Source organism: Paenibacillus lutrae, assembly GCF_009757775.1.
In the GTDB taxonomy this organism is placed as follows: Bacteria; Bacillota; Bacilli; order Paenibacillales; family NBRC-103111; genus Paenibacillus_F; species Paenibacillus_F lutrae.
On record NZ_RHLK01000001.1, the window covers coordinates 53,961 to 66,459 of the forward strand.

At 53.4% G+C, this 12,499-nt stretch carries 11 protein-coding genes; 6 read left to right on the forward strand and 5 right to left on the reverse strand.

Going from position 1 to position 12,499, the window contains the following annotated elements; genetic code table 11:
* Window positions 1-29: 29 nt before the first annotated feature.
* Complete coding sequence (locus EDM21_RS00260) at window positions 30-854, forward strand: alpha/beta fold hydrolase (protein WP_157331803.1); 825 nt, start codon at window positions 30-32, stop codon at window positions 852-854.
* A 113-nt stretch (window positions 855-967) separates the two neighbouring features.
* Complete coding sequence (locus EDM21_RS00265) at window positions 968-1,651, forward strand: hypothetical protein (protein ID WP_166541751.1); 684 nt, start codon at window positions 968-970, stop codon at window positions 1,649-1,651.
* On the opposite strand, the gene EDM21_RS00270 is transcribed toward EDM21_RS00265, so the two are convergent.
* Window positions 1,626-2,909 carry an enolase C-terminal domain-like protein gene (locus tag EDM21_RS00270; protein ID WP_157331805.1) on the reverse strand — a complete coding sequence of 428 codons (1,284 nt, stop codon included), beginning with the start codon at window positions 2,907-2,909 and terminating at the stop codon, window positions 1,626-1,628. The two genes, EDM21_RS00265 and EDM21_RS00270, sit on opposite strands and share 26 nt — an antisense overlap.
* A gap of 161 nt (window positions 2,910-3,070) precedes the next feature.
* On the opposite strand from EDM21_RS00270, the gene EDM21_RS00275 reads away from it, so the two are divergent.
* On the forward strand, window positions 3,071-3,331 hold the full coding sequence (locus EDM21_RS00275) for a hypothetical protein (RefSeq protein WP_157331807.1): 261 nt from the start codon (window positions 3,071-3,073) through the stop codon (window positions 3,329-3,331).
* A gap of 246 nt (window positions 3,332-3,577) precedes the next feature.
* Here the strand turns inward: EDM21_RS00275 and EDM21_RS00280 are convergent, their stop codons facing one another.
* The 4 genes from EDM21_RS00280 to pdxR all read right to left on the reverse strand — a co-directional run bounded on the left by EDM21_RS00280 (window position 3,578) and on the right by pdxR (window position 7,921).
* Window positions 3,578-4,048 carry a hypothetical protein gene (locus EDM21_RS00280; protein ID WP_157331809.1) on the reverse strand — a complete coding sequence of 157 codons (471 nt, stop codon included), beginning with the start codon at window positions 4,046-4,048 and terminating at the stop codon, window positions 3,578-3,580.
* Window positions 4,049-4,315: 267 nt separating this feature from the next.
* On the reverse strand, window positions 4,316-4,795 hold the full coding sequence (locus EDM21_RS00285; RefSeq protein ID WP_157331811.1) for a GAF domain-containing protein: 480 nt from the start codon (window positions 4,793-4,795) through the stop codon (window positions 4,316-4,318).
* A gap of 42 nt (window positions 4,796-4,837) precedes the next feature.
* A complete protein-coding gene (locus tag EDM21_RS00290; RefSeq protein ID WP_157331813.1) occupies window positions 4,838-6,307 on the reverse strand; it encodes an NAD-dependent malic enzyme in 1,470 nt (489 codons plus the stop codon).
* Window positions 6,308-6,433: 126 nt separating this feature from the next.
* Window positions 6,434-7,921 carry a MocR-like pyridoxine biosynthesis transcription factor PdxR gene (gene pdxR / locus EDM21_RS00295; RefSeq protein WP_166541752.1) on the reverse strand — a complete coding sequence of 496 codons (1,488 nt, stop codon included), beginning with the start codon at window positions 7,919-7,921 and terminating at the stop codon, window positions 6,434-6,436.
* Between the two features lie 499 nt (window positions 7,922-8,420).
* On the opposite strand from pdxR, the gene EDM21_RS00300 reads away from it, so the two are divergent.
* The 3 genes from EDM21_RS00300 to EDM21_RS00310 all read left to right on the forward strand — a co-directional run bounded on the left by EDM21_RS00300 (window position 8,421) and on the right by EDM21_RS00310 (window position 12,388).
* The gene (locus EDM21_RS00300; RefSeq protein WP_235917955.1) at window positions 8,421-10,475 is read left to right on the forward strand and encodes a PrsW family glutamic-type intramembrane protease; all 2,055 of its coding nucleotides are present in this window, start codon (window positions 8,421-8,423) and stop codon (window positions 10,473-10,475) included.
* A gap of 98 nt (window positions 10,476-10,573) precedes the next feature.
* A complete protein-coding gene (locus tag EDM21_RS00305; RefSeq protein ID WP_157331819.1) occupies window positions 10,574-10,900 on the forward strand; it encodes a hypothetical protein in 327 nt (108 codons plus the stop codon).
* A 180-nt stretch (window positions 10,901-11,080) separates the two neighbouring features.
* Window positions 11,081-12,388, forward strand: coding sequence for an aminotransferase class I/II-fold pyridoxal phosphate-dependent enzyme (locus tag EDM21_RS00310; protein WP_157331821.1), 1,308 nt, complete (start codon window positions 11,081-11,083; stop codon window positions 12,386-12,388).
* The last annotated feature ends 111 nt before the right edge of the window (window positions 12,389-12,499 follow it).

Here is a 12,499-nt window from a genome sequence, read left to right on the forward strand (position 1 = left end):
ATCTTACTACCTTAAGGGAGGGATCAAGAATGGGGTTTTACATACCGGTGGAACGGGGCGTTAATATTTATGTCGAAGATTTGAATCCGGGCGGAGCACAGACCGCTTTGTTCATTCACGGGTGGCCGCTCAATCACCTGATGTATGAATATCAACTCAATCAGCTCCCCAAAGCGGGAATACGCTGCGTTGCCATCGACCTTCGCGGTTTCGGCAAATCCGACAAACCTTGGGAGGGCTACTCTTACAACCGGCTCGCAGACGATCTGCGAATAGTGATTGACACCCTCCAGCTGGACAAAGTCACGCTGGTCGGATTTTCCGTAGGAGGCGCGATCGCCATCCGGTATATGGCCAAACACGCGGGACACCGGGTTGAGAGGCTTGCTCTGCTTGGAGCGGCCGCCCCTTCTTTTACACAAAAGCCGGGCTTTCCCCACGGCATGAACCCGGATGAAGTTAACCTGCTTATTCAGGCCTCTTATACGGATCGTCCGCAAATGATCAAGGACTTCGGGAGCCGTTTTTTTGCACGCTATATATCTGTGCCTCTAGAGAACTGGTTCCATAGTCTGGGCCTTGAGGCATCCGGCCATGCAACGGCTATGGTGGCAGCTTCGCTGCGTGATGAAGACCTGCGGCACGACTTATCGAGGATTGCAATTCCAACCATTATTTTACACGGCCTGCAGGATCAGATCTGTCCTTTTCCTCTAGCGGAGGCTACCCGGGACGGAATCAAAAATTCACAGCTTATTCCTTTCCAGTACAGCGGTCATGGCTTGTTTTACTGCGAGGTCGGCAAGGTTAACAAGGAACTGATCCGGTTTATAACGATGCAAGCGGGAAAATAATATTTTTCCATTATATAGGAACTTTCCGGATGTTTTAGGATTCCGTTCTCATTGTCAAACCTCGCCTTGCCTGCTATACTTCATAGACAACTTTCAAGGACGGGGTGTCTTACGTGATCAGAATCGGTTGTTTTCATGCCCATTATTCAAATATTGAATACATTGATAAAGCGCTCAGCTCTTTTAATGTAGAACTGGTCCATTTCGTAGATCCTGGACTGGACCGGATTAAACAAGATGCCGACTTCTCCGAAGAGTTAATCCAGGACAAAATAAAGGCAGCCTTGGATTGGATCTCCCGCTGCCATGTGGATGCTATTTTAATTACGTGTACGTTTTTCACATCGAATTTGCCTGAATCTCTTCCTTACGGAATTCCTGTGATTAAAATCGATGATCCATTGTTCCACAAAATGTGCCAGCTTGACCGGCCGACCACACTAGTATTCACCAATCCGGATACAGTCGAGGGGACGATGCGCCAGCTGACTGCCTATGCGGATAAAGCGGGCAAAGAGATCAGCGTTAACCCCGTTCTTCTCGAGAACACCTTCCCGCTCCTTATGCAGGGCAAGAAGAACGATTACATTGATACGGTCGCACGGGGACTCACTCACATGCTCGAAGAAAATCCGCGTCAGCTGGTCTTTACCGCCCAGTTATCCATGGTGCCGGCTGCACAGCGCGCTTCCAAGGATCAGGATTTCTTTATCGGCAATCATCTTGATTCCTTATCTTCCTACCTCAAAGAAGTCCTCAATCTCACGCCTGTCAACGCTTCTCGTAATACCCGCTAAGTTCAAAGACACCACCGCTTCTCTTATAAAAGGCTTCATCCAGCAGGAACCGGCCGCTTTCAGGGATTGTCCAGGCAGCGCCGGCAGCTGGATGATAGCTCTCCAGGCGGTCCCAGCCGCTGTAGTTCTGCCGGCCGTTTGATTCCATGAGACTGTGACTCATACCCGGCAGAGGCTTCAGATGCGCTGCAAGCACGCGCGTCCATTCTACCAGCAGCGGGTTAGCCGTCAAATCGGCGCAGAAGCAGGGCACTCCCCGTTCTGCTGCAAGCGCTGCCACCTGGATGCTGAGGCTCATCGACTTGGCCGCCGGTTTCAGGGCGATCGCGCCGTATCCGAGGTCCATGTAGTGCCGTGCGTCCTCTTCGGACTGGATACTCTCATCGGCTGCTATACACGCCGGCACATCATCCACCGCGATTTCCCCGCCGCTCAGGAACGGCTCTTCGACCAGCACAACCTTCGGCAGTGAACCGCTGCGTCCCGCATCCTCCAACAGCCGCAGCAGATCATCCTTAGCTTCGTAACGACCGTTAAGGTCGAGGTAATAGCGGATAGGCTCACGCATGTTTGCCTGGCTCTCCCAAGCGGTAACCAGCTTATGAATATGACGGAAACGCTGCATATCCCAGTTCAGCATATCTTCACTGCCGGATGACCCTCCCGGTGCAGAGCCCAGCTTGATCTTAAGCACGGAATACCCGTCCGTGAGTAAATCCGTGATTTCCTCGTCACTCGTACCGTAAGCAACTACAGGGACAGTCATGACAGCCGGGGCACCCGGTTTAAGGATGGACGTGCAGGGCTCAGGCAGCAGATCAACGAAGCGGGAAGTCCCCTTCTCGCGCGCGTACAGCACCCAGGCTGCAAAATCAATCGCTGCAAGCGCATTCAAAATAAAGGTCGGACGAACGGATTCGAACCCTCTGCCAGCGAACCAGCTATCCGCTCCCAGCGAGCGAAGCTGTCCGAACAAATCCAACGGATGCTCGAATGTGACGCCTTCCAGACGGGAAGCTGCTTCCCGGGTCCACTCCATCATCAGTTTATTGGCATCCTGCTCACCCAGAGTCCCCATCAAATGGGTGTCAGACCAGAGCGGACTTTGAACGCCAACCCCTATCCCCCTGTGCCCTTTGTCGCCTTGCAGCTTAACGATAGGCTGCCAAAGCTCGGTTAGCTGCCCCCCCTTGAATCCAAACGGATGAAGCAGTGGTTCCCTGTCCATCTGTACATTTACACCTGTAATAGTAGGCAATCTGTGCACCTCATTTTCCAATCCTGATTCCCGGATATTAGTTCCACCGGTACCCATATCTTAGGAATCCCACATCCGATTTGTCAACAGCCTACGATTTATCGTAACTTTATAGACAAAGGAACGTATCTTTATCAACACAACCAAAGGAGCTGACATGCATGCAGCTTACTGCCAAACAACAGTATCTTCTGCTCGGAGGGTTCGCTCTGCTTTTCACCATTCTTTTCGGCGTAGCAAGCATCATGAACATGCCAGAGGTTTATATGCGCAAGACAGGAGTGGTTGGAGGGTATGTCGATCACGATCTGCTGTTCAGGAAGTATTTAATTTGCGGGCTTATTAGTTTGGGCATGACGGTTTTCTATGGAATACTGCTTCTTATTGAAAGCCAGGCCGTTGTCTTCGAAGAGGCAGAATAATAACGGGGTGAGGGCACGTTCCGCTTACCTCTTAGCCCCTCATCCCAATTCACTTGAAGCGTAGCTGTGGAGTTGTTTTTAAGCGCGTGGTTATATGCGCGAGGTTTTTTGCATGAGATTTTATAGATGTGGTATTATGCGTGAGGTCTCATACACGAGGTTACATGTACGAGGTTTCATGCGTAAGGTCTCATACACGAGGTCTCATGTACGAGGTCTCATGTACGAGGTCTCATGCGTGAGGTTTCACGCGCGGGTACCTTCCAAGCTTTCCCCGGCAGTCTCCACCAGCTCATTCATTCCCTGAGGCCGTGGTTCTTCCGCCTTCCGAATCACTTCCAGCGATACGAGCAATCTGGCGATTGGAGTTGTGGTTATCCGCACTGTATCCCCGGTGTGCAAGCTAAAGCCGTTATGAGCCGTTTCTTGCCGGTGAAGCCGGTAATTCAACGTGCTGCCGTCTTCTTTAACTACATGCAGCCTCAAGCCGTCATAGGACCCAACGACCGCTTCATACGGCTCCTTGCTCGGCGTCATCATATCCAGAACAATGGCGCCTGTAACGATGACAGACAAGATCGTGGTCAGAGTTCCTGTGACGAATAAGGGTACAGCAGTCGCACCCCCGCCAATCAGCAGCAGTACCGATAGAAATAACCCGAACATGGCATTTCCAAACGACAACATGAGGGGATGCCGCACTTTTACCTTGTGCAAGTTGAATGTCTCCTTTCCCTTCCTCCATTCATTCTTCCAATCAATCAGACCCGGCTCCGTAAGACCACAGGTCCGGTTACTCCAGTCCTCATTTAAATCGAATCGAACATTCTTTTTCCAGTTTAACGGATACTTTATGGAAAATACATACAAATCCGAGATTTTGAGTAGTACTACTTTCTGAATCCCTCTCGTCCAAACCTTCTCCACCTGCCCTCCTATGTGCAAAAAAACCTCCGCACCTTAAGGCGCGAAGGTTTAATGATCTTACAGCTGAGCGGTCAGCTCCGCAACGAATCTCTCCAGCATGCTGCGGTCCACGGAATCGAACCGGGCCAGCTGAGGGCTGTCGATGTCAAGAACACCGAGCAGCTCATCGTCCTTCACGATCGGCACGACGATCTCTGACCGGGAAGCAGCATCACAGGCGATATGGCCCGGGAACTGCTCCACGTCTTCGATCACCAGCGTCTCGCGGCGCTCGGCAGCCGTTCCGCATACGCCTCTGCCGAGGGGAATGCGGACGCAGGCCGGCAGGCCCTGGAAGGGTCCGAGCACGAGCTGCTCCCCTTCCAGCAAATAAAAACCAACCCAATTTATATCGCGGAGAAATTGGCCGAGCAGCGCCGAAGCGTTCGCCAAGTTCGCTGTGCGGCTCGTCTCTCCGTCAATGAGTGCTTTCAACTGCGCGATGACCAGATGATACTGCTCTTCGCGGGTTCCTTCATAAGTTGCGGTTTGAAACAAGAGGATCGCCTGCTTTCGGATGAACTTTGAATCTGGTACTAATTATAGCATACCCGATTCCCCGCCGGCCGGCTTATCTCCAATCTCCTCTTCGCCGCGGATATCGGCGCTTTTACGGCGGGCGACTCCCGTCTCGAAAGCAGCCGCTATTACGGCTTCGCGTACTTTCTTGGCTACGTTCGTATTGAATACGCTCGGTATGATGTAGAATTCGTTCAGCTCATCGTCCGAAACGACCGAAGCGATCGCTTTGGCCGCAGCCAGCTTCATCTGCTCATTCACCCGCGACGCGCGGCAGTCCAGCAAACCGCGGAAGAGACCCGGGAAGCAGAGTACGTTATTGATCTGGTTCGGATAATCGGAGCGTCCCGTCGCCATTACCCTTACGTAAGGTTCTGCTTCCTCGGGAGAGATTTCCGGCGTCGGGTTCGCCATAGCAAAGACGATCGGATCTGCAGCCATGCTGCGAATATCGTCCACTTTCAGGACACCCGGACCGGACAGCCCGATGAAGATATCCGCATTCACGATAACTTCGGAGAGCTCACCTTTCTCCCCATGAGGATTCGTGTGCCCGGCATACCAGTTCCACGGCTCGTAAGGATACTCTTCTCCGCGGACCAGTGCTCCTATCCGATCCACGCCGATCACATTCTTCACTCCGGCCGCAAGGAGAATCTTGGTGCAAGCGATCCCTGCGGCTCCGATGCCGCAGACGACCACCTTGCAATCCTCCAGCTTCTTCCCGGCAACTTTGACCGCGTTTAGAATTCCGGCGAGCAGGACGACCGCCGTGCCATGCTGATCATCATGGAAAACCGGAATATCGAGCTCTTCAATTAACCTTTGTTCAATTTCAAAGCAGCGAGGAGACGAGATATCTTCCAAATTGATACCGCCGAACCCCGGTGCAATCGCTTTCACAATAGAAATGATTTCTTCCGTATCCTGTGTGTTGAGACAGATCGGAAAAGCGTCCACCCCAGCCAATTGCTTGAATAGCATAGCTTTACCTTCCATCACCGGCATAGCGGCTTCAGGTCCGATATTCCCCAGACCCAGCACAGCGGTTCCATCCGATACAACCGCTACCGTATTTCTTTTGATAGTGAGAGAATAAGCCTTGGAAGGATCTTCATGAATAGCCATGCACACATTCGCGACTCCAGGCGTGTATACACGGGACAGATCATCGCGGTTTTTGATCGGTATTTTGGGCGTGGTCTCGATTTTACCGCCCAGATGCAGCAGGAATGTCTGATCGGACACGTTAACTACCTTCACACCGTCCAGCGCGTTCAACGCCTTGATGATCGCGTCGTGCTGAGTCTGGTCGCTTACATTAACGGTTACATCCCGGACCGTAGTCGTCTTCGTGGACCGGTTTACGTCGATTGCCACTACATCTCCGCCTGCATCGCCTATCGTGGTTGCAATTTGCCCAAAATTCGTACGTTCTTTGACGATTTCAAGACGCAAAATAATACTGGTGCCTCCAATAAAACCTGCCATAATCGTATCACTCCTACGGTAGTTTCTTTTAGACTAAACCATAATCGACAAGACCCTGCAGGCCTGTCTCTATTTCTCATCATAGCATAATTTAGAAGAGATTCCTTCCGGCTTACCTTTCTGTTCTTAAAAAGTCCGGAGCACTTCGGCCATCAAAGCCGTCCCTCTGCTAATTTCAGCAGCACTCAAATGACTGAACCCAAGGCAGGCTGCAGCTCCGTTACCATTGCCTATATAAGACGCCGCATCTCGCCAGATCACGCCCCGCCGACCGCACTCCGCCATAAAGGCTGCATAGTCGGAGGGGGCGCCCTTCCACCATCCGAATATGTGGATACCCGCCTCATTGGGCAGCCACTCGAACGCAGCCGACAAGGGCTCCAGCTCTAAGCGGAGCTGTGCCGCTTTGGCTCCGTAGATCCGCTGCATACGCCGCAAATGCCTTTCATAGGAGCCGCTGTTCATGAAAACCGCCAGTGCGCGCTGCTCCAGAAGAGCTGCCGGATGAGGCTCATACAGCTTCTTGGCCACTCTGAAAGGCTCTGCCAGCCAGTGCGGCAGCACCACGTAGCCGAGACGGAGCCCGTCGTACATCGTCCGCGAGAACGTGCCGATGAAGACGACGCGGTCCTCCCGGTCGAGCGCCTTCAGCGGCTCGATCGGCCGTCCCGCGTAGCGGAATTCGGTGTCATAATCATCTTCGATGATGATGCCCCCGCGCCTGCCCGCCCAGCGCAGCAGCTCCTGCCTGCGCGCAAGCGGCAGCTGGACCCCGGTCGGGAACTGCCGGCCGGGAGTGACGAACAGCAGCCGGGCTTCCCACGGCTGCGGTACAATCCCCTGTTCGTCGATAACGGCATCGACGGGCACCCCTCCCGCGGCCGCCGCAGCCCGCCGCGCTCCGCCGTACCCGGGCGATTCCACGATGACGGGATCGCCCGGGTTCACAAGCAGCTGCATCGTCAGCGCGATCGCCTGCATCGAGCCGTTCACGATCGCGATGCGATCCGGATCGGCATCGATGCTGCGGGAGCGCCGCAGATGCAGCGAGACCGCCGCGCGCAGCGCAGGATCTCCCAGCGGGTCCTGCAGAGGCCTGCTCGTGTAATCGCTGCTGCGCACCTGCTCGTGCAGGCAGCGGTTCCACGCCTGCCGCGGGAAGACAGCCGCGTCCGCGCCCGCCAGCTCGAACTCGATGCGCTCTGCGGGAGCAGCACCCATCTCTTGCAGGCTAGCGCCGACCGGTGCACCTGCATCGCCTGCATGTGCCTTACCCGGCTCACGAATCGCCTCGCCCAGCTTACTTCCCCAAACGGACAGATCTACCTTACTATTAGAAATAGAAGGAATTTTGCTCGGTCCACTCCGGTAAGCAACGAACGTGCCTTTACCCGGGACCGCTTCCACAAACCCTTCTGAAATTAACATTTCATACACTTGCGTTACCAGTCCCCGGGATACGCCATAAGTGCTTGCCGCTTCTCGGCTGGAAGGGAGTTTGGTCCCGTAAGTGAGCTTCCCCTCCATCATACTGTCCCGGAGCGCATGATAAAGAGCTTCGTTTTTATAAGAAAATTGTTGTGCATCCGGGTTAAATGGAATTAAAATTTTCACAGAAACCTCCAATGTCCCATACATTCCTCTCTGCAGCAGGAACCGGTTATCTCCTCATTGCCTGTTCTTACCTTCTCACAGCTTCCAGTCAGAAATCAACGCTGAATTGCCAAAGTCCCTGCAAATGCCTTATACTGTGGTCTGATTTGGGGTTCTGAGTACGAATCTTATAAAGAACAGCCAATGCTCCTAGCTTACATAGCTTGATTCGATCAGGTCTGCTCGCGGGTAAAGAGATACGACCGTCTGCCCGGCTTACTTCTTCTTAGTTTCCGGGGTGGCGGTTTCTGTCTGGAAACGGCTGCAAAGAAAGGAAATACGCCTGATGATTTTCTCTGGGTTACGGTTTAAAATACGATCGGCTGCGGACAGAATCCTTCTCTTATGGAGAAAGAACATCACAAAATCTCCGCGTCTTATACAAATGTATTCCCTGCTTGCCTGGGTGGCGCTTGCCGCCTTCATTCTCTCTTTCTTCTTAATGAAGGAGAGCCGGCTTTTGCTTTTTCAGGCACTCGCCGCTTTCTACGTCATTTGGCAGCTGTGGATCTTAGCACGCTCCAAAACACTCAGCTGGGGTGCCTACACAGGCTTCCTGCTTATAGGAGCATGGATTATCGCCCCGCTGAACACGATGCTCGTCTCCGTCATCTTCATGCCGCTGGATGCGGCCGCATTCGCCAGATGGAATGCAGCGCTCGTTGCGCCGATAACGGAGGAGATCATGAAGCTGGCTCCGCTTCTGCTTTTCCTGTGGATTTCCCGCAGAGCCACGTCTTTAAGCCTGACCGATTTTGCACTGATCGGCGGAGCCACCGGAGCTGGTTTTCAATGGGCCGAGGAAACCTTGATGAGACTGCAAGCCAATGCCGGACTGCTTAATCAGGACGAAGCTTCCGGCGGCTACCTGGTCTGGAAGCTCCTGCGCTTTCTTCCTTCCACCGATCAGGAGCTTGCCCTGTCCTGGGCCGGACACGCGGCGGCTACAGCGCTGTGCGCGCTGGGCATCGGTTTTGCCATCCGGCTGCGCCGGACCATCGGCTCATCGGCTTATGCGCTGCCCGTATTTCTGCTGCTATGGGCCATTGCCGATCACGCCGTACATAACGGCAGCCAGACGATATGGCTGAACGGACTGCACACGACACTCGGCAGCGGGTCCTCCATGAAAATCCTGTTCATACTCATGTTTATTGCCGCAATTATCCGGGATTACTATGACCTCAACCGTGTCCGAAACGGCCTGACACTCCTTCCTGATGAGACACGGCTGAAGCCGTCCGGTGAAATTTACCGCTCGGTGAAGGCTTTTCTTAACGGACCGGAACGTTATATCAGCCTCATCCGTTTCTACCGGACCCGCCGCAGAGTAGCTTTCACGCTGCTCTATGGCAAAAAAGAAGCCAAGAGGCGCCTCGGTAAGCTTCAAGACCGGATGAATACGCTGCAGTCCCTCGCTTCTGTCACCGGGGTCACGCTCTTAGGCGTGCTTAGTCTTACAGCGGTTGGTATGACGATCTTGGAAGCGGCGGCCGCCGGAGCGGGCACTGCAGGAACAGCTTGTGTGTCCTGCCTGCACAGCTCAGGCTCCATCTGGTGGAACAGTCAGTCGGGATGGGCCAAGTTAGCTTTCTTCTTCGGCGCGTTCATCCTATCCTGCTCCTTCTTCCCTTTCTGGAGTACGGCGGGAAGAGCATTCGCAGGAGAAAGGACAACTGCTGTTCAGAGCACCGGGGATGCGGATGGCGTTGCTTCTTCACTTACAGGCGGGATTGACTACATGCTGAATCATCCCCCGGCGCATGCAGCCGCGCTGGCTCTTAAGCAGGGAATGAAGCGTCTCCAGCAGTCTCTTCATCGTGATGAGACTGCCGGTACAGCCTCTTCCATGAGCAGTGAATTCGAAGAGGATCAGAGAGATCAAATGGAAGAACCTCTGGAAGATAACGGGACCTCCTCGACTAAAGAAAAGGAGAACGCATCGCCCGCTCCTGCACATGTTCTCCGCTTCACAACAGATCTTACCCGCAGTCATGTCCATGATGGCGGTATCACGCCTCCTGAGTCCGCTTCTCCTTTCCGAGGGAAATGGAATTTTCAAGGCCTGCACAACTGGGCGGAACTGATTCACGTGCTTGAGCGCGACAACTACACGCTTCTTACAGTAGAGGAATTACCGGAGAACGGGATTCGCAGGGTAGCGGTCCAGAGGACCGCGGATAATCCGGTGACGGGCGAAATTTTCACATCCGTCACTTACGGCAAAACGATCTATCCCAAGCATTACACCCCTGCTGAGATTGACCTGCTTGGTGAACGCGCTCTTAACAAATCTATTCTGGGCAATCGGCTGGAAGCTATAACCGACCCCAAGGGACAACTTCTCACCTATCTCTTCCGGGAAGAAGTTGTCGGGCCGGACGGGAAGATCATCGGTGTTGCAGGCAGAGTTCAGCCGGATACGCAGGGAAATCTGGCCGCGATTCATTCTCACTGCCCGTACAACCACCGCAAATCCGTGTCGTTCCGGGAAATCTCTAGTACGGATTATTAATGGACTGCGGCTGCTGCACGATAGCCGGACGTCCAATCGTCAAGTTTGATGCTTACAGCAATCAGCCCTGCCCGTGTTAATGGAAAGGAGTGTAACGGATGGAAATGAACATAGAGCTGCTTCGTCATCTTGCTCAAATCCACCGCCCCATTGATCCAGAAGCGGATGAAATGTGGCATTATATGATCCTCAACATGGAAGAAGATGCTCTGGACCCTGACGCTCTCCGCTCTGTAGCTGATGCTATGGAGCGTGAGTCTAACCGCGGAATCGGCTTTCGCGAGATCCAGTTCGAGCGCGTCACCGAACATCCCGAACTGATCGAGATGGAATACTACGAAGTGAATCTGGTCTGCTCACGAGAATCGCTTGCTGCGCATATCCGTAAAGTTCTTCTGCTCTACGATGCAGCAATGGAGTCCTGAGCGGCCTAAGCAAGGATTATAGAATCCTCTTATCCTAACGCGTCCGGCCTTCATTTCAGCATTTCCCCGCTGCCTGTAACCAGGCAGCGATTTTTTTAATTAACGAAGTGACGCAATCGGGCTATCAGTGCTATAATAGTTGCTAAAAGAAATTCCAAAACCCCGGAAGGATGGAACGGAATGAATCCCCTTGCTAAGCAGTTAAATGAAACGATCGAGAATGAAAATCCTTATGTGTACGCTATGCTGTCTTCACTGGGCAAGCAGATCTATTTCCCTAAAGTAGGCATTCTGAGCCAATCGGCCGAAGCCAAAGCCAAAGCCGGGAAATACAACGCGACAATCGGCACCGCCATTGAGAACGGCCAGCCCATGCACTTGAAGGTTATTCAGGACACGCTGTCCGCGTACGACCCCAAAGACATTTACGAATATGCGCCCCCAGCCGGCAAACCGGCTTTGCGTACCGCTTGGCGCAGCAAAATGATAGATGAAAACCCTTCGCTCGCCGGTAAAACATTCGGTGTGCCGATTGTGACCAATGCGCTGACACACGGTCTGAGCATTGCAGCCGACCTGTTCGTAGACGCTGGCGACAGCGTTATCATCCCGGATAAGAACTGGGAGAATTACGAGCTGACTTTCGGAATCCGCCGCGGCGCCGAAATGGTCTATTACCCGCTCTACAACGAGGAAGGCACTTTCAACGCCGACGGTCTCCGCGCGGCTCTCTTTGCCCAGCAGGGCAAAGGCAAAGCATTTGTCGTACTGAACTTCCCGAACAATCCGACGGGCTACACACCGAACCGGCAAGAAGGCAATGAGATCGTGTCTGCCATCCGCGAAGCGGCAGAAGCGGGCATCAACGTGGTCGTCGTAACGGACGATGCGTATTTCGGCCTATTCTTCGAGGATTCCCTGCAGGAATCTCTGTTCGGCCAGCTTTCCGACCTGCATGAGCGGGTGCTCGCTGTCAAAGTCGACGGCGCCACCAAAGAAGAGTATGTCTGGGGCTTCCGCGTCGGCTTCATCACTTACGCAGGTAAGAATGAAGCCATCCTGAGCTCTCTGGAGCAGAAGACGATGGGCATTATCCGTGCGGCCATCTCCTCCTGCTCGCACCCTGCTCAAACCTTCGTTCTGCGTGCGCTGAACTCCCCTGAGTTCCATGAGCAGAAGATGGAGAAATTCGAGATCATGAAGGGCCGCGCCAATAAAGTCAAAACTGTACTCGACAGCGGCAAATTCGACGAGTCCTGGGGCTATTACCCGTTCAATTCCGGCTACTTCATGTGCCTGAAGCTCAAGACCGTTCATGCGGAAGAACTCCGCCAGCGCCTGCTTGAGGCTTACGGAGTAGGCACGATTGCGCTGAGCGATACAGACCTGCGTGTAGCGTTCTCCTGTATCGAGGAAGAGAATATCGAAGATTTGTTTAACCTGATCCACCAAGGCGTCAAAGATTTGGAGAAAGCCGCGGTTAAATAAACAGCTCATCATACAAGGAGCACGTCATCTGGTTTTCATACCCGATGACGTGCTCCTGCTCTTTTACGGGAGGCCTGGCGTGCCTGCCACTACTATTAATTGAAACAAATT